The following is a 22,964-nucleotide window of genomic DNA, read 5'->3' on the forward strand; positions in this document are numbered from 1 at the left end:
AGCATTCCAGCTCGCGTACACGATGGTCTGTGACCGTGGGCACCTACAGCCGTTTCGGCCGACGGGGACGAAGCCCTCGGGAGATCTCCTCCAGGTGCCGCTGCTGGTGCTCACGCACCATGGCCTCCCAGACCTCCTGGTCGAAGTCAGGATCGAGCGGCACCCACCGGTGCGAGCCGTCGCAGTAATGAAACCGTTCGTCGCCCGGCCGAATGACATTCATCGCACCCACCCGAGGAAGCGCTGATGCAACACCCCGGCCGTCACCCAGGTCAGATCCTCCGCCGCCCACACCAGATAAGACCCCATGTACAAGCCCAACGACACCGGCGCTCCGGCGAACTCGGCCCGCAGCTCACGACGCCGCGTCGGGCAGGGCCACGGAGCGCCACACCCACCGCAGCTCCACACCGGAAGAACCGGCCCGTGGGCGGTCACCGGAGGCCGTCCAGGAAGCGCCGGGTGGCCGTCCGCGCTTGCCGGCGGGCCGCCCATTCGACCTGCTGACAGGGGTACGGGGACAGCCGCGCCCACCACGCCCGGCACCCTGCGCAGAAGCCGTCGACGCCGGGTACGTGTACCGACAGGATCTGCCGGACCTGCGGCTCCGTCACGTCTGCTCCTCTCCCGGCCAGTGGCCGCGACGGATCGGGATGCGATGGCGTACGCGGCACGGCAGTTCCGCGCCGCAGCGGCAGATCCGCCGCCACCGCCGCCAGGACCACACCGGACGGTGTCGCCGGGCGAGGGTCAGCGCGACCGCCACCACGTAGTCCTCGTACGACACACGAGTACGCATGCCGCCCTCCCAAACTTAGACTTCCATTTTGGAAGCCCAACTAGACTAAAGTTGGACTCCTGTTTTGGAACCCTGCCGAGCGTGTCGCGTCATCTCGATGCGGAGGGCGATAATCAGCCGATGGTCAACCCGACAATCCAGCGCAGGCGGCTCGGACTCGCACTCAAGCGGGCTCGGGAGCACGCCGGCAGGACGCAGGACGAGGCGGCAGCAGTCATCGATGCCGCAGCGAGCAAGATCAGCCGCATCGAGCTGGGTCAATCGGGCATCAAGCTGACCGACCTGCATCTCCTGCTCGACCTGTACGGCGTTACGGGCGAGGAAGCTGAGCCGTTACGCGAACTCGCTCGTGCCGGGCGCCAGCGAGGGCGGTGGAGCACATACCGCAACGCCGTACCCGATTGGTTCCGCCAGTACCTCGACCTAGAGGGCGACGCGTCGGAGATTCGCTGGTACCAACCGGAGGTCGTTCCCGGCATCCTCCAGACCGAGCCCTACATCCGCGCGATGAACGCCACCGCCCACCCGCGCCCCAACGACGAGGATCTGGACCGAACGGTTGCCATCAGACTTGAGCGGCAGGCGACCTTGCGTCAGGACGGCGGCCCGGAGCTGAGCTTCATCCTGAGCGAATCCGCGCTCCGGCGGAACATCGGTGACGTCGACACCATGAGCGACCAACTCCGCCACCTCGTGGAGGTGAGCAACCAGCCGAATGTCTCGCTCCAGGTCTTCCCCTTCGACGCGCAGACCTACGAAACGGCGTCCTTCAACTTCATCATTTTGCGCTTCGGCGACGACGCCGGCTCGGATGTGATCTACGTAGAGACGTTCACGGACGCGGATTACCTCGACCGACCGGACGCGGTGCGGGCCTACACTCGGCTGTGGGACCGGCTCCGTGCCGCCGCGCTCGGGCCGGTAGAGTCGCGCAAGCTCATCCGGCAACTGGCGGATGAGCTGGCACGCTGACGGAACTGGAGGTGGCCGTGACAAGCCCGGATCGCCTCGGCCTCAAGTGGCGCAAGTCGAGTCGCAGCGACAACAACGGCGGCGCGTGCGTAGAGGTTGCCGCCGTCAGCGAGAACATCCTGATCCGCGACAGCAAGGATGCGGCCGGTCCCGTTCTACGCTTCGGGCGTCAGGCATGGCAGGCGTTCCTCCGGACTCTGCCCTGAACCCGGACCTGCCGGTACACACACTTCACCGCTGGCCCTTAAGCCAGCCGCGAGGACGAATGAGGGCAAGCGGGGCGCACGCCTTCGCGTACGCCCCGGCCTTCTAGTCAGCGTGAGTCACGTGGCGGATTCGGATCGTTTCCGTAGCTGTCTCGCTCACGGATTTGACCGTTTCTGCCGTGAAGGTAGAACTCCGTCTGGTCCGCCCGGGCTACTGGCCGCCCAGCCCTCTCGGCTTCCGCCTGAGTCGGGTGCAGCGACGATGCCCGCTGATTTCCCTCCCGGACCACAGCCCACTCGCCGTCACGAGGGACGACATGAACAGGTTTGGCCTTATCAGCCATGACTTTCTCCACTCCTACTCGATTAACTTGCTTGACCGAGCCGGGAGGAGCGAAGATCTGTCTCTGCAAGGAAACAGGTCGGGTTCCGTCCCGGCTCACGAGCCCCGGGCGCGCCAACGCCCGGGGCTCGTTGCTTTCGTCAGCTGCAGCCGCTGGTGGAGCCGCAGCCCTCGCAGACGTAGCAGCTACCGGCGGGCCGCATCTTCGTACCGCAGGTGAAGCAGAGCGGCGCGTCGGCGGCCTTGCCGATCACGGCCTCCAGCAGTTCGGTGCTGGAACCCACCGACGGCGCGGGCTTGACGGCCGCGGCGTCGGCCATCTCCTGCGCCGGCTGCGCGATCGGGCCGGTCTTCGGCTCGGGCGCCTCGACCGGGGCGGAGGCGGCCATCGCGGTGAGGTCCGCACCGCTCGCCTCCGCCTCCGCCTCGGCCCGGAGCTGGGCGGCCCGCTCCTTGGCGGTGAAGATGCCCAGCTCGGCGCGGCGGTCGTACGGCAGGAAGTCCAGCGCCAGGCGACGGAAGATGTAGTCCATCACCGAGGCGGCCATCCGCACGTCCGGGTCGTCGGTCATGCCGGCCGGCTCGAAGCGCATGTTGGTGAACTTGCTGACGTACGTCTCCAGCGGGACGCCGTACTGGAGACCGATGGAGATGGCCACCGAGAAGGCGTCCATCACACCGGCCAGGGTCGAGCCCTGCTTCGACATCTTGAGGAAGACCTCGCCGAGGCCGTCGTCAGGGTAGGACGAGGCGGTGAGGTAGCCCTCCGCGCCGCCGACCGAGAAGGAGACCGTCTGCGACGGGCGCTTCTTCGGCAGCCGCTTGCGCACCGGGCGGTACTCGACGACCTTCTCCACGACCTTCTCGACCTCGGCGGCCGGGGCCTGCGTCTCGGCGGTGGCCTTGTTCGGCTTGGCGGCCGACAGCGGCTGGCCGACCTTGCAGTTGTCCCGGTAGATCGCCAGCGCCTTGAGGCCGAGCTTCCAGCCCTCGAAGTAGATCTTCTCGACGTCCTCGACGGTGGCCTGCTCCGGCATGTTCACCGTCTTGGAGATGGCGCCGGAGATGAACGGCTGGACGGCCGCCATCATCCGCACGTGACCCATCGGCGCGATCGAGCGCTCGCCCATGGCGCAGTCGAAGACCGGGTAGTGCTCCGGCTTCAGGCCCGGGGCGTCCACCACGTGGCCGTGGTCGGCGATGTGCTCGACGATCGCCTCGACCTGCTCCTCGGGGTAGCCGAGGCTGCGCAGGGCGCGCGGCACGGTCTGGTTGACGATCTGCATCGAGCCGCCGCCGACCAGCTTCTTGAACTTCACCAGTGCCAGGTCCGGCTCGACACCGGTGGTGTCGCAGTCCATCATCAGGCCGATGGTGCCGGTCGGGGCGAGCACGCTGGCCTGCGAGTTGCGCCAACCGAACTTGTCACCGAGCTTGTTGCCGAGCGTCCACTGCTTGGTGGCCTCGCGCTGCACGGCGGTGGCCACGGTGCCGGTCGCCTTGATCGCGTCGTTGGCGGCGGCGTGCTTGCGCATGACCCGCTTGTGCGGCTCGGCGTTGCGCGCGTAGCCGTCGTACGGGCCGACGATGCCGGCCAGCTCGGCGGAACGGCGGTAGGCGGTGCCGGTCATCAGCGAGGTGATCGCGGCGGACACCTCCCGGCCCTGCTCCGAGTCGTACGGCAGGCCGGAGGCCATCAGCAGCGCGCCCAGGTTGGCGTACCCGATGCCGAGCTGCCGGTAGGCGCGGGTGGTCTCACCGATCTTCTCGGTCGGGAAGTCGGCGAAGCAGATCGAGATGTCCATCGCGGTGATGACGAACTCGACCGACTTGACGAACTTCTCCACCTCGAAGCCGCCGTCGGCGCGGAGGAACTTCATCAGGTTCAGCGACGCCAGGTTGCACGAGGAGTTGTCCAGGTGCAGGTACTCCGAGCACGGGTTCGACGCGGTGATCCGCCCGGTCTCCGGGCAGGTGTGCCAGTCGTTGATGGTGTCGTCGTACTGCAGGCCCGGGTCGGCGCACTCCCACGCGGCCTGGGAGATGGTGCGGAACAGCTTCTTCGCGTCGATCGTCTCGATGGTCTGCCCGTCGAGCCGGCCGCGCAGGTCGAAGCCGCCGCCGTTCTCCACGGCGGTCATGAACTCGTCCGAGACGCGGACCGAGTTGTTGGCGTTCTGGTATTGCACGCTGACGATGTCGGCGCCGCCCAGGTCCATGTCGAACCCGGCGTCGCGCAGCGCGCGGATCTTGTCCTCCTCGCGCGCCTTGGTCGCCACGAACTCCTCGATGTCCGGGTGGTCCACGTCGAGGATGACCATCTTGGCCGCACGCCGGGTGGCGCCACCGGACTTGATGGTGCCGGCGGAGGCGTCCGCGCCGCGCATGAAGCTGACCGGGCCGGAGGCGGTGCCGCCGGAGGAGAGCAGCTCCTTCGAGGAACGGATGCGGGACAGGTTGACCCCCGCGCCCGAGCCGCCCTGGAAGATCCGGCCCTCCTCCTTGTACCAGTCGAGGATGGAGTCCATCGAGTCGTCGACCGACAGGATGAAGCAGGCGCTGACCTGCTGCGGCGACGGCGTGCCGACGTTGAACCAGACCGGCGAGTTGAAGCTGAACACCTGGTGCAGCAGCATCCAGGTCAGTTCGTGCGCGAACACCTCGGCGTCGGCCGGGGTGGCGAAGTAGCCGTACTCCTCACCGGCGGTGCGGTAGGTCTCGACCACCCGGTCGATCAGCTGCCGCAGCGACCACTCCCGCTCCGGGGTCCCCACCGCGCCCCGGAAGTACTTGGTGGTCACGATGTTCGCCGCGTTCACCGACCAGGACTCGGGGAACTCCACCCCGCGCTGCTCGAAGTTGATCGAGCCGTCCCGCCAGTTCGTCATGACGACGTCGCGGCGCTCCCAGGCGACCTCGTCGTAGGGATGCACCCCCTCGGTCGTCCAGACGCGCTCGATCTTCAGCCCCGCCCCGGCCTTGTTCCGTGACTTGCTGGTCGTCACGCCCTCGCCCCCCTCGTCGGCACGGTCACCCACCGCGCCTCGTGTACCTGTCAGAAACCCGAAAATGTCAGCTGATCGCGCCGGCGGCGTCCGCCGCACCGGCACCGGCGCCCTCCCGGGCGCGCGCGGCGGCCCGCAGCGTCTCGATCTCGCGCTCGAAGTCGGCGAGCGAGTCGAAGGACCGGTAGACGCTGGCGAACCGCATGTAGGCCACCTCGTCGAGGTCACGCAACGGGCCGAGGATGGCCAGGCCCACCTCGTGGCTGGGGATCTCGGCCGCCCCCTTGGCCCGTACGGTCTCCTCGACCTTCTGTGCCAGCAGCGCGATCGAGTCGTCGTCGACCGGCCGCCCCTGGCACGCCTTGCGCACCCCACCGATGATCTTCGTGCGGCTGAACGGCTCGGTCACCCCGCTGCGCTTGACCACCGCGAGCACCGCCTCCTCGACGGTGGTGAACCGCTTGCCGCACTCCGGGCACGACCGTCGCCGCCGGATGAGCTGGCCGTCGTCGGCCTCCCGCGAGTCGACCACCCGGGAGTCGGCGTGCCGGCAGTACGGACACCGCATTCGCCCGACCTCCTCCGTCGATCGCGGGCACACCTACCGGCTCCCGGGCACGCGTCGACACGGCGGAGTCATCGTCCGATGACCGTCGCCGAATGCGCGGTGCGGGAGTGCGTTCGGTAGTTGAACCCAACCTGTAGGCAACTTACGCCCGTGTGACTACTACATCTAGGGGTCGACCGTATGCCGAACCCCAAGCGAGGTCAAGTTGACGGGCGTGTCCGGCGAGTCGTCAGGATCACGCCCGGCGCGACGCCGCCGTGGAGCCCAACGGACAGCCTCCCGTGCTAGTCACGGGCGGCCGGGATAGAACACCCGTTCGAGCGGCGTACTCTTCTATCAGAACACCAGTTCGGAAATCCAGGAATTCGGCGCGACACGCCGACAGCAGGTCGTACAGATGTTTGAAAATGGCCGATCTCACCTATACGGTCAGACCACACGCACCACGAGCCGACGAGGCACCCCAGCGCCGACCAGGGAGGGACGGACGTGACCGAGGACCGGGCCAGCCGGCAGAAGAACCCGCAGCCGAACGACGGGGCGGGTCCTCCGGCGACCCGTCGCCCCCGTACCGCCCGCAGCCGCACCGCCCCCGCGGCGGTGCGTCCGGTCACCCCGGTGGTGAGCAGCTTCCCCGACCCGGCGACGGTCGACCTGACCGCGCGGCAGCGGCGGATCCTGGAGTTCATCCGCACCTGGGTCGAGCGCCACGGCTACCCGCCGAGCGTGCGCGAGATCGGCGAGGCGGTCGGGCTGGTGTCCCCGTCCAGCGTCGCCTACCAGCTCAAGGAGCTGGAGAAGAAGGGCTTCCTGCGCCGCGACCCGAACCGTCCGCGCGCCGTCGACGTCCGCGCGCCGGGCGAGGCGGACGACGAGGCGGCCCGCGCGCAGCGGCCCGCCCCGGCGTACGTGCCGATGCTGGGCCGCATCGCCGCCGGTGGGCCGATCCTGGCCGAGCAGGCGGTGGAGGACATCTTCCCCCTCCCCCGCGAGCTGGTCGGCGAGGGCGAGGTCTTCATGCTCCAGGTCAAGGGCGACTCGATGCTCGACGCGGCGATCTGCGACGGCGACTGGGTGGTCGTCCGGCAGCAGCCGAACGCCGAGGTCGGTGACATCGTGGCCGCCATGCTCGACGGCGAGGCGACGGTGAAGACCTACCGGCGGCGCGACGGGCACGTCTGGCTGATGCCGCAGAACCCGGCCTTCGACCCGATCCCCGGCGACGACGCCACCATCATGGGCCGTGTGGTGGCGGTGCTGCGCCGCATCTGAGCGACAGCGACGACGAAGGGGTGACCGGTGGCCGGTCACCCCTTCGTCGTGTCGTCTCAGTAGCGGTCGCCGCGGTACTCCCGGCCACCGCCGGACACCGGGCCGTACTGGCCCCGGCCGTCGTAGCCGTCGTCGCGGCGCCCGCCCCGCGGCTCCTGGCCGCGGCGCGGCGGCTCGGCCCGGCCGCCGTCCCCCCGCGGTCCGCCGCCGTTCGGCTGCCCACGGTGTCCGGCCCCGCCCGGGCCGCCGCCATAGCCGCCACCAGGGCCGCCGCGGCCCTGGCCGCCGCCACCCGGGCCGCCACGACCGGGGCCACCCTGGCCCGCACCGCCGCCCGGTCCACCCTGACCTCCGCCGCCGTAGACGCCGCCGCGCCCTCCGCCGCCGGCCGGGGCACCACCGCCGCCGTAGACGCCGCCGCCACCCGGCGGACGGGCTCCGCCCGGGGGACGGCCACCGCCCTGACCACGGCCACCCTCCTGCGGGCCGCCGCCGTACACGCCGCCGCCCGGCCGGCCACCACCGTAGACACCGCCGGACGCCGGGCGGTCGCCGTTGGCCGCGCCGCCGTACACGCCGCCCTGACCGCCGCCGTAGACACCGCCGCGCGGCGCGGCCGGCCGCTCGCCCGACGGGAAGCCGTTGTTCACCGGGAACTCGCCGCTGCGCTCGGGCTCGTCGGCCGGCGCCCGCGGCGCCGGCTTGCGCCGCGCCCGCAGGATGCCGAACATACCCGCGCCGACCAGGAGCGCGCCGAGCACCCCGACGGCCGCGATCAGGTACGTGATCTCGTCGAGCGAGAGCCCTTCGAGCCACGACTTCTGGGCGGCCGGTTTGGTGTCGGCCTTGCCGCCGTTCGGCAGCGCCTCGGCGCCGGTGGTCGACGGGGTGTAGGTGAGGATGTCGATCGGGTCCGACTCGTCGAGCGTGCCGCCGTCGGAGACGGTGACGAACAGCTTGCCGTCCGGCGTGTAGGAGATCGCCTCGCCGAACGGGTCGGCGAGCGGCGTGACCCGGGGCTTGCCGGTGATGAGCGCCTTGACGATGTCGCCGCCGGCCACGTCGAACTCGAACGCGTCGGCGTACGTGCGCAGCACGACCTTGCTGCCGTCGGGCGAGCGGGCCGCGCCGGTGACGAGCGCCCGCCCGGGCGAGCCGAGCTTGTTCTCGGTGCTGGTCTTCGGGAGCGTGACCTCGCCGACCTTCTTCATCGGGATCGCCTCGGTGTCGCCGCTCGTCTTCAGCTTCACCGTCGGGGTGTAGATCTCCGACTTGCCGGAGAGCTCCTTCGTGATCACCAGCGGCATGTTGTCGTCGCCGACGAGCAGGGCCTCCGCGTCGTGCGGCTCCTTGCCCGGGTAGCTGAGCCGGTGCAGCACCGGCTGTTTCGAGCCGCTCAGCGGCATCGTCCAGACCGCGACCCGCTCCCGGCGGGTCTTCTTCTCCACGTTGTCGCCGGTGTCGGCGATCCAGAGCGTCTTGCGGTCCGGGCTGAGAGCCAGGTCCTCGGTGTCGAGCGGCCCGTCACCGGAGTAACGGACCTCCCTGTCGACCTTGCACTTGGTGTCCAGATAGAAGACCCGCTTGCGGCTGGGGTCGTCCGAGCCGTCGTTGATCACGACGTACCCGTTGCTGGTGGCCACCAGGCCGGACAGCTCGCGGAGCCGGTCGTCCTCGACCGTGCACTTCTTCTTGGGAGCCGCGGCCAGCACGGGGGCCGCGGCGGGAGCCGCCGGGGCCGGCCCGGCCGGCGCCACGACCGCGCCGACCAGGCCGAGCGCGAGCGTGACCGAGGAGACAACGTGCCGCATGACGCTCAGTGTCGCACGGCACGGGTTTCCGGCGGGTGACGCCGGACGGCTCACCGCCCGGCGCCCACCCGCTCGTCGCTGGTCAGCCGGTCACCCGCCCGGTACGGCGCGAGCTCCGCGGCCAGCCCCTCGTTGACCCGCACGTGCACCAGCGTGCCCTCGGGCAGGTGCGCGGTGCTGAGCACCTCACCCTGCCGGTGCACCCGGGCGACCAGGTCACCCCGGTCGTACGGGAGCACCGCGCGCACCTCGACGGCCGGCCGGGGCAGCCGCCGCTCGACGGCCTCGCGCATCTCGTCGATCCCGCGCCCGCTGTGGGCGGAGACGAAGACCGCGTCCGGCCAGAGCCGCTTGAGCCGCAGCATCGTCTCCTCGTCGGTGGCGTCGGTCTTGTTCACCACCAGTAGTTCCGGCAGCCGGTCGGCGCCCACCTCGGCGAGCACCTCGCGTACCGCCCGGACCTGCTCCTCCGGATCCGGGTGCGTGCCGTCGACCACGTGCACGACCAGGTCGGCGTCGGCGACCTCCTCCAGCGTCGAGCGGAACGCCTCGACGATCTGGTGCGGCAGGTGCCGAACGAACCCGACCGTGTCGGACAGCGTGTAGAGCCGGCCGTCGGACGTGGTGGCCCGGCGGGTGGTCGGGTCCAGCGTGGCGAACAGCGCGTTCTCCACCAGCACACCCGCCCCGGTCAGGCGGTTGAGCAGGCTGGACTTGCCGGCGTTCGTGTAGCCGGCGATGGCCACCGCGGGAACCGCGTTACGGGTACGCCGGGCGCGCTTGGTCTGGCGTACCGTCGCCATGCTCTTGATCTCGCGGCGCAGCCGCGCGATGCGGTGGCGGATGCGCCGCCGGTCGGTCTCCAGCTTGGTCTCACCGGGACCACGCAGACCCACGCCGCCGCCGGCGCCACCGCCGCGGCCGCTACCACCGGTCTGCCGGGACAGCGTCTCGCCCCAGCCGCGCAGGCGCGGCAGCAGGTATTCGAGCTGGGCCAGCTCGACCTGCGCCTTGCCCTCCTTGCTCTTGGCGTGCTGGGCGAAGATGTCGAGGATCAGGGCGGTGCGGTCGACCACCTTGACCTTGGTGCGCTGCTCCAGGTTGCGCAGCTGCGACGGCGACAGCTCACCGTCGCAGATGATCGTGTCGGCACCGGTGGACAGCACTACCGCGCCCAGGTCGTCGACCTTGCCCCGGCCGATGTACGTGGCCGGGTCGGGCCGGTGACGACGCTGGATCAGCCCTTCGAGCACCTGCGAACCGGCCGTCTCGGCCAGCGCCGCCAGCTCGGTGAGGCTGTTGTCGGCGTCGGACTGGGTGCCCTCGGTCCAGACCCCCACGAGGACGACCCGCTCCAGCCGGAGCTGACGGTATTCGACCTCGCTGATGTCGGTGAGTTCGGTGGAGAGGCCGGGGACCCGCCGCAGCGCCTGCCGCTCCGACAGCTCGTACTCGCCGGTGGTGGCGTCGAACTCGTCGTCGGTGTAGGGATGGAAGGTCTCCTGCTCGCGCAAATGCGTCTCCTGTCCGTTTTGGGCAACGCCGAGAATTTTCGGCGCGTGACAGCAATCCTGACATGTGACAACGCCGGACGCACCTGTGTTATGCCCGTGACGCTACCGACGGGTAGCGGGGGCGGATGCCGGGCGACCTGGGCGGGCGAGTAGAAATGCCAGTCGAGCCGCTCAGCGCCGACGGAGGAGTTTCTCGTGGCCAACACCCGACTGCCGAGTGCCGGATTCTCCATCACCATCCGGATCGCGGTACCCGCCGACGCCTCCTCCATCGGCCGGCTCACCACCGCCGCCGGTGAGGCCGGGGCCATCGTCACCGCGCTGGACGTGGTCGACTCCGACCCCGCGCACGTGATCGTCGACCTCACCTGCGACACCGCCGACGCCGGCCACGCCGACCAGGTCGTCGACGCGCTCACCGCGCTCGACGGGGTGGACGTCCGCAAGGTCTCCGACCGCACCTTCCTGCTGCACCTCGGCGGCAAGATCGAGGTCACCCCGAAGGTCGCGCTGCGCACCCGCGACGAGCTGTCCCGCGCGTACACCCCGGGTGTGGCCCGGGTCTGCATGGCCATCGCGGAGAACCCGGCCGACGCCCGCCGGCTCACCATCAAGCGCAACACCGTCGCCGTGGTCAGCGACGGCACCGCGGTGCTCGGCCTGGGCAACCTCGGCCCGGCCGCGTCGCTGCCGGTGATGGAGGGCAAGGCGGCGCTGTTCAAGCGCTTCGGCGGGGTGGACGCCTGGCCGGTCGTGCTGGACACCCAGGACACCGACGAGATCGTGGCGATCGTCAAGGCGATCGCGCCCGCGTACGGGGGCATCAACCTGGAGGACATCGCCGCGCCGCGCTGCTTCGAGATCGAGGCCCGGCTGCGCGAGGCCCTGGACATCCCGGTCTTCCACGACGACCAGCACGGCACCGCGATCTGCGTGCTGGCCGCGCTGACGAACGCGTTGCGCGTCGTGGGCAAGCAGCTCGCGGACGTCCGGGTCGTGGTCTCCGGCGCCGGCGCGGCCGGCACCGCGATCATGAAGCTGCTGCTGCGCCAGGGCGTGGGCGACATCATCGCGTACGACCGCCAGGGCGCCCTGCACCGCGGACTGCCGGACCTCAACCCGGCCTGGCAGTGGCTGGCCGAGAACACCAACAAGGAGAACTACTCCGGCGACCTGGCCGGGGCGGTACGCGGCGCGGACGTGTTCATCGGCGTGAGCGCGCCGAACCTGCTCACCGGCGAGGACGTCGCCGCGATGGCGAAGGACTCGATCGTCTTCGCGCTCGCCAACCCCGACCCGGAGGTGGACCCGCGGGAGGCGCGCAAGTACGCCGCGGTGGTCGCCACCGGCCGCTCGGACCAGCCGAACCAGATCAACAACGTGCTCGCCTTCCCCGGCGTGTTCCGCGGCATGCTCGACGCGCACGCCGAGGAGTTCACCGAGGAGATGGCGCTCGCCGCTGCGCGGGCCATCGCGGACGTGGTCGGCGAAGACAAGATCAACCCGACGGTGATCGTGCCGAGCGTCTTCGACTCCCGGGTCGCCCCGGCCGTGGCCGCCGCGGTACGGGCCGCCGCGCAGAACCCGGCCGCGACGCCGGCCCCGGCGGCCGACCCGGGCCCGGCCGACCTCCCCGAGATCGCCGCCAACGCCAGCGCGACCCCCTGACGCACCGCAGCTTGATCGACTCCACTTCCCCGAAGTGGCGGCATCATCACCCTTGATCAACACCAGTTCCCCGAAGTGGCGGCATCAGAGGCTCCGCGATATGACCACTTCGCCGAGCTGGTGTTGATCACGCTGGGCGGCCGTGCGCCGGCGGAAGCGGGGGCCACGGCTGCCAGGGTCGCCGACACCACTCACCATGCGCGTGTTGACCAAGGAGTTCGCGTCACCGAAGCACTGGGAATCCGCCACAAACTCCTTGATCACGGGGGCGGGAGGGCGGGCGGCACCGGGCGGGGCCGGGCCGGGGCGGGGCGGGCCGGGGCAGGGCGCGGGCTACGGGTGCAGGGCGGCGGGGGTCAGGGTGCCTGTCGCCACCAGGACGGCGGGGCCGGAGAGCCAGCACGCATCGGCTGTCACGGTGACCGTCAGACGCCCGCCTGGCACGTCGACTGTCATCGTGCCGGTGTCCAGGCCGGCGTCGCGCAACGCCACCGCCGCCACCGCGCACGCGCCGGTCCCGCAGGAGAGCGTCTCGGCGGAGCCGCGCTCGTAGACCCGCATCAGCACGTGCCCGTCGGTGCCGTCGACCGGCTCGCCCGGCGTGGTGAACTCGACGTTCACCCCGGACGGGAACGCCGAGGCGTCGACCTCGGGCGCGCGGGTCAGGTCCAGGCCGGTGAGGTCCAGCGCGGCGGGCAGCGCGCAGACCAGGTGCGGGTTGCCGACGTCCACGGCGGTGCCGGCCAGCGTCAGCCCGCCGAGCGTGGCGATGGCCGTGTCGTACAGCCGGGGGCGGCGCATCTCGACCGCCGCGTCCGCGCCCTCGACACGGGCCCGCACCAGGCCGGCGCGGGTCGCGATCGGCAGCGTCCCGCCCGACGGGGCGGCCAGCGAACGGTCCAGCAGGTAGCGGACGAACACGCGGGCCCCGTTGCCGCACATCTCGGCGAACGAGCCGTCGGAGTTCCAGTAGTCCATGAACCACTCGGCCTCGCCCGCCAGCGCGACGCCCTCGGGGTGCTTGGCGGCCCGTACGACGCGCAGCACGCCGTCGCCGCCGAGGCCGCGCCGCCTGTCGCAGAGCGCGGCGACCAGGCCGGGTGTCAGGTCGAGGGTGCCGTCCGGGTCGGGCAGGATGACGAAGTCGTTGCCGGTGCCGTGACCCTTGGTGAACTCCACGCCCCCATCATCGCCGATGCTCGGCGACCACCCGCAGGGCAGTGTCGAGAAACGCGGGCGAAGCCGAGTCCAGCCAGTGGATGCGCGGGTCACGCCGGAACCAGGAGCGCTGCCGCCGCACGAACCGGCGGGTGGCGCGGATCGTCTCCTCGTGCGCTTCGGCCTCGGTCAGCTCGCCGGCCAGGAACCGCAGCACCTGCTGGTAGCCGAGCGCCCGGCTGGCCGTCCGCCCCTCGGGCAGCCCTTCGCCGACCAGCGCCCGCACCTCGTCGACCAGTCCGTCGGCCCACATCCGGTCCACCCGCAGCGCGATCCGCTCGTCCAGGAGCGGGGTGTCCAGGTCGACGCCGAGCTGCACGGACGGGTAGTACGGCGTGGGTGACGGCAGCGACGCGGTGAACGGCGCGCCGGTCAGCTCGATCACCTCCAGCGCCCGCACGATCCGCCGCCCGTTGGTGGGCAGGATGCTCGCCGCCGCGCCCGGGTCGGCCTCGGTCAGCCGCGCGTGCAGCGGCAGAGGGCCGACCGCCGCGAGTTCCGCCTCCAGCCGCTCCCGCAGCGCCGGGTCGGTGCCGGGGAACTCGAACCGTTCCAGCACCGCCCGCACGTACAGCCCGGAGCCGCCGACCAGCAGCGGCACCCGGCCCCGGGCCAGGATGTCGTCGACCGCCGCGCGGGCCAGCGTCTGGTATTCCGCGACGCTGGCCGGCTCGGTGACCGGCCAGATGTCCAGCAGGTGGTGCGGCACGCCCTCACGCTCGGCCGGCGTCAGCTTCGCGGTGCCGATGTCCATGCCCCGGTAGAGCTGCATCGAGTCGGCGTTGACCACCTCGCCGTCGAGCGCGTGCGCCAGCGCGATGCTCAGCGCCGACTTCCCGGCCGCGGTCGGCCCGACCACCGCCACGACTGTCACGACCGCTCCCAGTTCGCCACGAAGTAGGCAACGCCGTAGGGGGCGCGGTGGTAGCTCAGCTCGCCGCGCCAGTCGCCGCCCGCCGCGCCGACCGCGCCGGCCAGCACCTGCCACGGCGCCCGCCCGGCGACCCGCAGCTCGGCGGACAGCACCGGGTCCAGGCCGCGCAGGGCGTCGGCGTCCGCGCCCGCCAGCGCCGCGGCGACCCCCTCGTCGTACGCCTCGGCGCGCGGGTCGTCGTACCCCGGCGCCTTGACGCCCCGGCAGGCGGACCCGTCGCCGAGCACGAGCAGCGCGACCCGCGGGTCGTCGTCGAGGATCAGGCTCGCACCGAACGCCGCGCACTCGGCCGGTGTGGCGTCGTGCGCCACGGAGCGGGCCAGCCGGGGCAGCTCGGTGCCGGACCGGTTCAGCAGCCAGGCGCCGATCGTCAGGCTCAGCGGCAGGACCTCGCCACCGGAGCAGGAGGTCTTCCACAGCCGCACCGGCCGGTCGAGCCCGAAGCGCCGCAGCGAGCCCCAGTCGGCGGCGTTGAACCGGACCGTCTCCGGTCCGCCGCCGACGAGCAGGATCGCCTCCGGCTCGGCGGCGAGCAGCCGGGCGACGGCGGCGTCGGTGGCGGCGCGCAGGTCGTCCAGCTCGGGCGCGGCGGCGCCGGCCAGCTCGGGCACGATCAACGGCGGGTGGGGGCAGACGGCGGCGGCGACCAGGGGCACGCCCCCAAACCTATCGGGGTCCCCCGGTGCGTCCCCGCGCCGATCCGGTCATCGGGGGCGTACAACACCGTATGGTCACGGTCGGCGACAGGCGCTCGACACGGACGGGGGCGGACCTGTGACAATGCCGGGAGAAAGTTTGCTGCGCCGTGGCGGCGAACGAGGGGGCTGTCCCCTCGACGCCGGGAGAACGAGGATGGGCACATGAGCGACTGGACTGCCTTCGGACGGGTCGACGAGGACGGCACCGTCTACGTCAAGACCGCCGAGGGCGAGCGGGTGGTCGGATCCTGGCAGGCAGGGGCACCGGAGGAAGGGCTCGCCCATTTCGCCCGGCGCTACGCCGATCTGGTGACCGAGGTCGACCTGACCGAGGCGCGGCTCAACTCGGGCGCGGCTGATGCCGGCCACTCCCTGACCACGATCCGCCGGATCCATGGGTCGCTGGCCGAGGCGCACGTGGTCGGTGACATCGACGCCCTGGCCGCCCGCCTGGACAAGCTGGCCACCGTCGCCGAGGAGAAGGCCGGCGAGGCCAAGGCGGCCCGCGAGGCCGCCCGGGGCGAGGCGCTGGCGCGCAAGACCGCCCTGGTCGAGGAGGCCGAGAAGCTGGCCGCCGAGTCGACCGGCTGGAAGACCGCCGGTGACCGGCTCAAGGAGATCCTCGACGAGTGGAAGACCATCCGCGGCGTCGACAAGAAGACCGACGGTGAGCTGTGGAAGCGGTTCGCCGCCGCGCGGGACGGCTTCACCCGCCGCCGGGGCGCCCACTTCGCCTCCCTCGACCAGCAGCGCAAGCAGGCGCAGACGGTCAAGGAGGAGCTGGTCGCCGAGGCGGAGAAGCTCAAGGAGTCCACCGACTGGGGCGTCACCGCCGGTCAGCTCAAGGACCTGATGGCCCAGTGGAAGGCCGCGCCGCGCGCCGCCAAGGAGGCCGAGCAGAAGCTCTGGGAACGGTTCCGCGCCGCGCAGGACGAGTTCTTCACCCGCCGCAGCGAGGTCTTCTCGGCGCGCGACAACGAGCAGCGCGCCAACCTGGAGCGCAAGCAGGCGCTGCTGGCCGAGGCGGAGGCGCTGGATGTCGACGGCGATCCGAAGGGCGCCCAGGCGAAGCTGCGGGAGATCCAGGCGCAGTGGCACGAGGCCGGCCGGGTGCCCCGCGAGGCCGCCGCCGGGCTGGAGCGCCGGCTGCGGGCCGTGGACGACAAGGTCCGCGAGGTGATGGACTCGGCGTGGCGGCGCACCTCCAAGGAGGACAACCCGCTGCTGGCGCAGATGCGCGCCCAGGTCGCCGAGGCCGAGGACCGGCTGGCCCGGGCCCAGGCCGCCGGTGACGCCCGCCGGATCAAGGAGGCCGAGCAGGCGCTCGCCTCGAAGCGGCAGTTCCTCCAGCTCGCCGAGCAGGCCGGCTGACGGAAGCACCCCGGCCGGGCAGGCCGGCGGACAGACACATCGGGTGAGCCCCCGGCCGGGTCGGCCGGGGGCTCACCTGCGTCCGGGCCGGGTTGACGCATCGAGGTGGGCTGATCAGAATGAGCGGCGGAGCCAGGTTCAGGCACCGGCACGAGGGCACCGACGGCTGATCTCGCCGTCGACGATCGCCGGTGTGACATCTCGCGGGTGGCCGTCCACACGACACGGCCCGGCGCGCGCTGCGCGCGTACTCGATGACGAGCGGGACGTGCCTCCTGGTCCTGCCGCCCGCGGCGCCCGTGCGGCGCGGGCATCCGAAGTGGAGCTTCCATGCACCGACGCACCGCCCTCGGCGGCGCCCTGACGGCGCTCGCCACCGCAGCGGCCGGCGTTCTCGTCGCCGCCGCCGTCTCCACCGCACCGGCCGCCGCGGCGGCCGGTGGCACCGGTACCGGTTACCTGCACACCAGCGGCAACAAGATCGTCGACAGTACGGGCGCGACCGTCCGGCTGACCGGCATCAACTGGTTCGGGATGGAGACCGACAACAAGACGTTCCACGGCCTGTGGTCGAGCAACCCGTGGCGCTCGCAGCTCGACACCATGGCCCGGCTGGGCTACAACACGCTGCGCATCCCGTACTCGAACGACGCGCTCAAGTCCGGCGCGACCGCGACCGGCATCAACGACTTCGTCAACCCGGACCTGATCGGGCTGTCGCCGTTGCAGATCCTCGACAAGGTCATCGACTACGCGGGCAGCAAGGGGATGCGGGTCATCCTGGACCGGCACCGGCCCACGTCGGCCGGGCAGTCGCCGCTCTGGTACACCTCGACCGTCTCCGAGGCGACCTGGATCAACGACTGGAAGATGCTGGCCCAGCGGTACGCCGGCAACACCACTGTGATCGGCGCGGACCTGCACAACGAGCCGCACGCCGAGGGCACCAACCCGGCCGCCACCGGCGCCTGCTGGGGCTGCGGCGACACCGCCCGGGACTGGCGGCTGGCCGCCGAGCGGGCCGGCAACGCGATCCTCGGCGTGCAGCCGAACTGGCTGATCTTCGTGGAGGGGGTGAGCTGCCCGAGCGGCGGCCTGTCGAACGTCTGGGACAACGACCCCAGCAACGACGAGGACTGCGGCTGGTGGGGCGGCAACCTGTCCAAGGCCGGGCAGTTCCCGGTCCGGCTGAACGTGGCGAACCGGCTGGTCTACTCGCCGCACGAGTACGCCACGTCGGTCTACCGGCAGGCCTGGTTCGACGACCCGTCGTACCCGGCGAACATGCCGGCCATCTGGGACAAGTACTGGGGCTACCTCTACAAGCAGAACATCGCGCCGATCATGATGGGCGAGTTCGGCACCACGCTCCAGGACCCGAAGGACAAGATCTGGCTGCAGAACCTGATGGCGTACACCGGCACCGGCGTGAACGGCATGTCGTTCACGTACTGGTCGTGGAACCCGAACTCGGGTGACACCGGCGGCATCGCCAACGACGACTGGACCACGATCAACCAGCCGAAGCAGGACATCCTGACGCCGTACCTGATCCCGCCGACCGGCGGTGGCGGCACCACCAGCCCGTCCCCCACCGGCACGCCGAACACGTCGCCGGCGCCGACCACCCCGCCGCCTCCGGTGACCGGTGGCTGCACCGCCACCTACAAGCAGATCAACTCCTGGGCGGGCGGCTTCCAGGGCGAGCTGACCGTCAAGAACACCGGCACCGCCGCGGTGAACCCGTGGTCGGCCACCTGGACCTGGCCGTCCGGGGTGACGCTCGCCAGCGGCTGGAACGCCACTGTCACGCAGTCCGGCACCACGGTGACGGCGGCCGCGCCGGCCTGGGCGTCGTCGCTGGCGCCGGGCGCGTCGGTCACCGTCGGCTTCACCGCCAACGGCACCGCCGCGACGCCGGGCAGCGTGAAGCTCAACGGCACCGCCTGCTGATGTAAGGAAGGGCCCCTTCTTAACGCCTCCGGTAGAGGAAGGGCCCCCTTTTAACACCGAGTGTTAAAAGGGGGCCCTTCCTTACATGCGGTCAGGGGGCGGCGCAGCCGCCTACCGGGGCGGGTGGGGCGGCCGGGGCGCCGATCGTCGGCAGGCCGAGCAGCACCCCGGGGGTACGCGGAACCTGTCCCGCCTCGGCCGCGTCCCCGGCCCGGGTACGCCGGTGCGCCAGCGGCGCGCCGTCGGCGTTGAGGTGGTGCGGGGCGGCGTACGTGACAGTGGTGTGCACGATGTCGCCGGGACGGATCCGCCCGGCCAGGTCACCGGTGGCGAAGTGCACCAGCCGGCCGTCGCGGGCCCGGCCGGACATCCGGCCGGTGCGCTCGTCCTTGCGGCCCTCGCCGACGGCCACGAGCACCTCGACCGTCTCGCCGACGAGCTTCTTGTTCTCCGCCCAGGTGATCTCCTCGACGCAGGCGATCAGCCGCTCGTAGCGTTCCTGCACGACCCGCTTGGGCAGCTGCCCGTCCATCGTGGCGGCCGGGGTGCCGGGGCGCTTGGAGTACTGGAACGTGAACGCCGAGGAGAACCGCGCCTCCCGCACCACGTCGAGCGTGCGGGCGAAGTCGGCCTCGGTCTCGCCGGGGAAGCCGACGATGATGTCGGTGGTGATCGCCGCGTCCGGCATCGCCGCCCGGACCTTCTCGATGATCCCCAGGTAACGCTCCGACCGGTACGAGCGGCGCATCGCCCGCAGCACGTCGTCCGAGCCGGACTGCAACGGCATGTGCAGCGAGTGGCAGACGTTAGGCGTCTCGGCCATCGCGGCGATCACGTCGTCGGTGAAGTCCTTCGGGTGCGGGCTGGTGAACCGCACCCGCTCCAGCCCGTCGATGTCGCCGCAGGCGCGCAGCAGCTTGCCGAACGCGTACCGGTCGCCGAACTCGACGCCGTACGAGTTGACGTTCTGCCCGAGCAGCGTCACCTCCAGCACACCGGAGTCGGCCAGCGCGCGGACCTCGGAGAGGATGTCGCCGGGGCGGCGGTCCTTCTCCTTGCCGCGCAGGGAGGGCACGATGCAGAACGTGCACGTGTTGTTGCAGCCGACGGAGATCGAGACCCACCCGGCGTACGTCGACTCGCGCCGGGTCGGCAGCGTGGAGGGGAAGACCTCCAGCGACTCCAGGATCTCGACCTCGGCCGCGGCGTTGTGCCGCGCCCGGTCCAGCAGCGCCGGCAGCGAGCCGATGTTGTGCGTGCCGAAGACGACGTCTACCCAGGGCGCCTTGCGGACGATGTCGCCGCGGTCCTTCTGGGCCAGGCAGCCGCCGACGGCGATCTGCATCCCGGGGTGCTTCGCCTTCACGGGGCGCAGATGACCCAGGTTGCCGTAGAGCCGGTTGTCGGCGTTCTCCCGGACCGCGCAGGTGTTGAACACCACCACGTCGGGCTGCTCGTCGGCCTCCGCGGCGCGCACGTACCCGGCGTCCTCGAGGAGGCCGGAGATGCGCTCGGAGTCGTGCACGTTCATCTGGCAGCCGTACGTACGCACCTGATAGGTGCGCGGGCTGCCCGCGGCTGCGGTAGTCATGACCCGGACAGCGTATCCGGGTGGAGCCGATCGGATCGAACGAGGAGGAGTCGTGTGCCGGAGCATCAAGACCCTGCGTGAGCCGTACGTCCCGGTGGTGACCGAGGAGGACATCCGCGCCGCCGCGTTGCAGTACGTCCGGAAGATCTCCGGATTCCGTACCCCTGCGGCGCACAACGCGGCCGCGTTCGACGCCGCGGTGGACGCCGTGGCCGCCGTCACGGCGACGCTGCTCGACCAGCTCGTGGTGCGGGGGCAGCAGCCGGCGGCCCGGGGCTGAGCCCGGGGCCGCCACCGCTCGCCGCCGGAGGGGACACGGCGGCGAGCACCTGTCACGGGTGCCGGCCGGCGTCCGCGATCAAGCGGCGGCGAGCGCCGGGGCGACCGTGTCGGGGGCCCAGCGGGAGCGGTGGCACTGCGACCAGCCCCGGCAGCGCGCGTCGGCGACGGTGCAGAGCCGGTGGTGGCTGAGCACCTCGCCGTCGTCGGTGTCGGCCACGTCGAAGTGCACCGGCCGGATGGTGCCGTCCGGCGCGACCAGCAGGTGCCGGCCGGCGTCGAGCGTGTCGTCGCGCATCAGGCAGTTGCGGCCCAGCAGCCGGGCCAGCGCCGCGATCGCGGGCAGCTCGGACAGGCTCTCGGGCACCCCGTAACAGTCGACCACGGTGCCGTACAGCCCGGGCGCCTCCCACACGTCGCAGACCACCGCGTACGCGGGGAGCCGCATCGGGTCGGCGACGGCCATGGGCATCACCACCCGGCCGAGCGCCTCGGCCAGTGCCGGGTAGACCTCCACCGGCTCGCCGCCGTCGATTCTCCAGTTCCACAGCTCGGTCATGCCGCCTCCTCGCTGCGCTCGTTCCACCGGCCTCCGGATCGGGCCTTAATGTCGATGGTGGGGTGCATTTGACCTCAGCCGGGCGCAAGTTACCGGTCTGTGACCATTCCGGGCAAAATTCCCTCGGGCGACGTTGCCCGGAGTAGCTGGAAGATGACAGTTTATCGGGTACGGTGCCGCGGCGACGGCCCAGCCGCGCCGTGGATCCGGCGGCTCAGCGCACCCGGATCAGGTGCTCCGACGCGGGCAGCAACTCGCCGATCACAGTGCCGCCCGGCACCTCACCGGCGACCAGCAGGCCACCGGAGGTCTGCGCGTCGGCCAGCAGCAGCTGCTCCCCCTCGTCCGCGCCGCCGAAGTCGGTCCACGGGGTGACCCATTCCAGGTTGCGCCGGGTGCCGCCGCTGACGTACCCGTCGCGCAGCGCCTCCCGCGCGCCCGTCAGATACGGCACCGCCGCCGCGTCGATCGCCACCGTCAGGCGGCTCGCGCGGGCCAGCTTCGAGGCGTGCCCGAGCAGGCCGAAGCCGGTCACGTCGGTGCCGCAGCGGATGCCCGCGGCGATCGCCGCGCGGGCGGCGTCCCGGTTGAGCCGGGCCATCGACTCGACCGCCTCCGGGAAGCGCTGCCCGGTCTGCTTGTGCCGGGTGTTGAGCACGCCCACGCCGAGCGGCTTGGTCAGCGACAGCGGCAGCCCGGCCCGCCCGGCGTCGAGCGTGATCAGCTCCTCCGGCCGGACCACGCCGGTGACCGCCAGGCCGTACTTCGGGCCGTCGTCGTCCACGCTGTGCCCGCCGGCCAGGTGGCAGTTCGCCTCCCGGGCCACGTCCAGACCGCCGCGCAGCACCTCGCGGGCCATCTCCGGCGGCAGCACGCCGCGCGGCCAGCAGAGCAGGTTGAGCGCGACGAGCGGGGTGCCGCCCATCGCGTACACGTCGGAGAGCGCGTTGGCGGCGGCGATCCGCCCCCAGTCGTAGGCGTCGTCGACCACCGGGGTGAAGAAGTCGGCGGTGCTGACCAGGCCCGTACGCTCGTCCAGCCGGACCACCGCGGCGTCGTCGCCGTTCTCCAGGCCGACCAGCAGGTCGGCCGAGCCGCCGGTGGCGCCGAGACCGGCGACCATCGCCTCCAGCTCGCCGGGTGGGATCTTGCAGGCGCAACCGCCACCACGTGCGTAGTCGGTCAGCCGGATCGCGTCGGTCACCGCCTTATGATCTCCGGCCTGCCCCGGCGGCGCCACCCGGCCCCACCGGCGGGTGACGAAATTCGGACGGGCCGGTACGCCGGTGACCGGTGTTACCGCTCCGTGACCATCTGAGTTGCGATCTGCCACATCACCCCGCCTACAGTTGCCCAACCGGGGGTCGACCGACCCCCGAATTCCGCCATGGACGACAGGGACGGTGGACGACGTGACGACGGGCGACCCGCTGATCGTGCTCGACGGGGTGAACAAGTGGTTCGGGCCGCTGCACGTGCTCGACGACGTGTCCCTGTCCGTCGGCCGGGGCGAGGTGGTCGTGGTCATCGGCCCGTCCGGCTCCGGCAAGTCGACGCTCTGCCGCACCATCAACCGGCTGGAGCCGATCGACAACGGCACCATCACGTTCGACGGGCAGGCGCTGCCGGCCGAGGGCAAGCCCCTGGCCAAGCTGCGCAGCGAGGTCGGCATGGTGTTCCAGTCGTTCAACCTCTTCGCGCACAAGACCATCCTGGAGAACGTCACGCTGGGGCCGGTCAAGGTCCGCAAGGAGAAGCCGGCCGCGGCCCGTGAGCGGGGCCTGGCCCTGCTGGACCGCGTCGGCATCGCCAACCAGGCGGACAAGTACCCGGCGCAGCTCTCCGGCGGTCAGCAGCAACGGGCGGCGATCGCCCGCGCGCTGGCCATGCAGCCCAAGGCGATGCTGTTCGACGAGCCGACGAGCGCGCTGGACCCGGAGATGGTCGGCGAGGTGCTGGACGTGATGACGTCGCTGGCGAGCGAGGGCATGACCATGGTCGTGGTGACCCACGAGATGGGCTTCGCCCGGCACGCGGCCAACCGGGTCATCTTCATGGCCGACGGCAAGCTGGTCGAGGACGCGCCGCCGGCCGAGTTCTTCGCGAACCCGCGCAGCGAGCGGGCCAAGGACTTCCTCTCCAAGATCCTCACCCACTGAGCGTCCGTAGTGGAGTCGTCCCGTCGACTCCGTCGAAGAAGGAG

General features: G+C 71.4%; 22 protein-coding genes. 8 read left to right on the forward strand and 14 right to left on the reverse strand.

Annotated features, from left to right (window positions below; genetic code table 11):
• Positions 1–43: 43 nt before the first annotated feature.
• The 3 genes from FB454_RS09070 to FB454_RS09085 all read right to left on the reverse strand — a co-directional run bounded on the left by FB454_RS09070 (position 44) and on the right by FB454_RS09085 (position 799).
• Positions 44–223 carry a hypothetical protein gene (locus FB454_RS09070; RefSeq protein WP_145754696.1) on the reverse strand — a complete coding sequence of 60 codons (180 nt, stop codon included), beginning with the start codon at positions 221–223 and terminating at the stop codon, positions 44–46.
• Between the two features lie 211 nt (positions 224–434).
• Positions 435–614 (reverse strand): hypothetical protein, encoded by a 180-nt coding sequence (locus FB454_RS09080; protein ID WP_145754701.1) that lies wholly within the window; start codon positions 612–614, stop codon positions 435–437.
• The gene (locus FB454_RS09085; protein WP_145754704.1) at positions 611–799 is read right to left on the reverse strand and encodes a hypothetical protein; all 189 of its coding nucleotides are present in this window, start codon (positions 797–799) and stop codon (positions 611–613) included. Before FB454_RS09085 ends, FB454_RS09080 begins: the two co-directional genes overlap by 4 nt.
• A gap of 81 nt (positions 800–880) precedes the next feature.
• On the opposite strand from FB454_RS09085, the gene FB454_RS09090 reads away from it, so the two are divergent.
• Both FB454_RS09090 and FB454_RS09095 read left to right on the forward strand, forming a co-directional pair.
• The gene (locus FB454_RS09090; RefSeq protein ID WP_486485406.1) at positions 881–1,771 is read left to right on the forward strand and encodes a DUF5753 domain-containing protein; all 891 of its coding nucleotides are present in this window, start codon (positions 881–883) and stop codon (positions 1,769–1,771) included.
• A 17-nt stretch (positions 1,772–1,788) separates the two neighbouring features.
• Positions 1,789–1,977: a DUF397 domain-containing protein gene (locus FB454_RS09095; protein ID WP_013284754.1), complete on the forward strand. Its 189-nt coding sequence runs from the start codon at positions 1,789–1,791 to the stop codon at positions 1,975–1,977.
• Positions 1,978–2,084: 107 nt separating this feature from the next.
• Here FB454_RS09095 and FB454_RS09100 read toward each other — a convergent pair whose 3' ends face one another.
• The 3 genes from FB454_RS09100 to nrdR form a co-directional block, all read right to left on the reverse strand.
• The gene (locus FB454_RS09100) at positions 2,085–2,321 is read right to left on the reverse strand and encodes a DUF2188 domain-containing protein (RefSeq protein ID WP_013284753.1); all 237 of its coding nucleotides are present in this window, start codon (positions 2,319–2,321) and stop codon (positions 2,085–2,087) included.
• 139 nt (positions 2,322–2,460) lie between these two features.
• Entirely contained in the window at positions 2,461–5,358 is a 2,898-nt protein-coding gene (locus tag FB454_RS09105) for a vitamin B12-dependent ribonucleotide reductase (RefSeq protein WP_145822806.1), read from the reverse strand.
• A 34-nt stretch (positions 5,359–5,392) separates the two neighbouring features.
• Positions 5,393–5,893, reverse strand: coding sequence for a transcriptional regulator NrdR (gene nrdR / locus FB454_RS09110; protein WP_013284751.1), 501 nt, complete (start codon positions 5,891–5,893; stop codon positions 5,393–5,395).
• A gap of 489 nt (positions 5,894–6,382) precedes the next feature.
• Here nrdR and lexA point away from each other — a divergent pair, with 489 nt between their 5' ends.
• Positions 6,383–7,165 carry a transcriptional repressor LexA gene (gene lexA / locus FB454_RS09115; RefSeq protein ID WP_128137231.1) on the forward strand — a complete coding sequence of 261 codons (783 nt, stop codon included), beginning with the start codon at positions 6,383–6,385 and terminating at the stop codon, positions 7,163–7,165.
• 56 nt (positions 7,166–7,221) lie between these two features.
• Here the strand turns inward: lexA and FB454_RS34815 are convergent, their stop codons facing one another.
• Positions 7,222–8,976 carry a hypothetical protein gene (locus FB454_RS34815; RefSeq protein ID WP_184977137.1) on the reverse strand — a complete coding sequence of 585 codons (1,755 nt, stop codon included), beginning with the start codon at positions 8,974–8,976 and terminating at the stop codon, positions 7,222–7,224.
• A 50-nt stretch (positions 8,977–9,026) separates the two neighbouring features.
• The gene (gene hflX / locus FB454_RS09130; protein ID WP_145754708.1) at positions 9,027–10,490 is read right to left on the reverse strand and encodes a GTPase HflX; all 1,464 of its coding nucleotides are present in this window, start codon (positions 10,488–10,490) and stop codon (positions 9,027–9,029) included.
• 195 nt (positions 10,491–10,685) lie between these two features.
• On the opposite strand from hflX, the gene FB454_RS09135 reads away from it, so the two are divergent.
• The gene (locus FB454_RS09135) at positions 10,686–12,158 is read left to right on the forward strand and encodes an NAD-dependent malic enzyme (protein ID WP_013284747.1); all 1,473 of its coding nucleotides are present in this window, start codon (positions 10,686–10,688) and stop codon (positions 12,156–12,158) included.
• A 333-nt stretch (positions 12,159–12,491) separates the two neighbouring features.
• Here FB454_RS09135 and dapF read toward each other — a convergent pair whose 3' ends face one another.
• From dapF to FB454_RS09150, 3 genes are read right to left on the reverse strand one after another with little or no spacing between them, the layout of a single operon-like run.
• Positions 12,492–13,337, reverse strand: coding sequence for a diaminopimelate epimerase (dapF, locus tag FB454_RS09140; RefSeq protein WP_145822807.1), 846 nt, complete (start codon positions 13,335–13,337; stop codon positions 12,492–12,494).
• Between the two features lie 7 nt (positions 13,338–13,344).
• Complete coding sequence (gene miaA, locus FB454_RS09145; RefSeq protein ID WP_393155562.1) at positions 13,345–14,364, reverse strand: tRNA (adenosine(37)-N6)-dimethylallyltransferase MiaA; 1,020 nt, start codon at positions 14,362–14,364, stop codon at positions 13,345–13,347.
• The gene (locus FB454_RS09150) at positions 14,247–14,966 is read right to left on the reverse strand and encodes a class III extradiol ring-cleavage dioxygenase family protein (RefSeq protein ID WP_145822809.1); all 720 of its coding nucleotides are present in this window, start codon (positions 14,964–14,966) and stop codon (positions 14,247–14,249) included. The genes miaA and FB454_RS09150 overlap by 118 nt, the downstream gene beginning before the upstream one ends.
• Before the next feature lie 204 nt (positions 14,967–15,170).
• Between FB454_RS09150 and FB454_RS09155 the strand changes: the two genes are divergently transcribed.
• Both FB454_RS09155 and FB454_RS09160 read left to right on the forward strand, forming a co-directional pair.
• Entirely contained in the window at positions 15,171–16,379 is a 1,209-nt protein-coding gene (locus tag FB454_RS09155; RefSeq protein ID WP_145822810.1) for a DUF349 domain-containing protein, read from the forward strand.
• A 330-nt stretch (positions 16,380–16,709) separates the two neighbouring features.
• Positions 16,710–18,332 (forward strand): cellulase family glycosylhydrolase, encoded by a 1,623-nt coding sequence (locus FB454_RS09160; RefSeq protein ID WP_120571051.1) that lies wholly within the window; start codon positions 16,710–16,712, stop codon positions 18,330–18,332.
• Between the two features lie 91 nt (positions 18,333–18,423).
• Here FB454_RS09160 and miaB read toward each other — a convergent pair whose 3' ends face one another.
• Positions 18,424–19,923 (reverse strand): tRNA (N6-isopentenyl adenosine(37)-C2)-methylthiotransferase MiaB, encoded by a 1,500-nt coding sequence (gene miaB, locus FB454_RS09165; protein WP_145754714.1) that lies wholly within the window; start codon positions 19,921–19,923, stop codon positions 18,424–18,426.
• Between the two features lie 52 nt (positions 19,924–19,975).
• Between miaB and FB454_RS09170 the strand changes: the two genes are divergently transcribed.
• Positions 19,976–20,203, forward strand: a complete 228-nt coding sequence (locus tag FB454_RS09170) for a DUF2277 family protein (RefSeq protein ID WP_145754717.1) — start codon at positions 19,976–19,978, stop codon at positions 20,201–20,203.
• Between the two features lie 78 nt (positions 20,204–20,281).
• Here FB454_RS09170 and FB454_RS09175 read toward each other — a convergent pair whose 3' ends face one another.
• Together FB454_RS09175 and selD are read right to left on the reverse strand one after the other, a co-directional pair.
• Positions 20,282–20,761: a hypothetical protein gene (locus tag FB454_RS09175; protein WP_013284739.1), complete on the reverse strand. Its 480-nt coding sequence runs from the start codon at positions 20,759–20,761 to the stop codon at positions 20,282–20,284.
• 214 nt (positions 20,762–20,975) lie between these two features.
• Positions 20,976–21,965, reverse strand: a complete 990-nt coding sequence (gene selD / locus FB454_RS09180; RefSeq protein ID WP_013474478.1) for a selenide, water dikinase SelD — start codon at positions 21,963–21,965, stop codon at positions 20,976–20,978.
• Positions 21,966–22,164: 199 nt separating this feature from the next.
• Between selD and FB454_RS09185 the strand changes: the two genes are divergently transcribed.
• A complete protein-coding gene (locus tag FB454_RS09185; protein ID WP_030269781.1) occupies positions 22,165–22,920 on the forward strand; it encodes an amino acid ABC transporter ATP-binding protein in 756 nt (251 codons plus the stop codon).
• The last annotated feature ends 44 nt before the right edge of the window (positions 22,921–22,964 follow it).

The organism is Micromonospora sp. CNZ297, assembly GCF_007827625.1.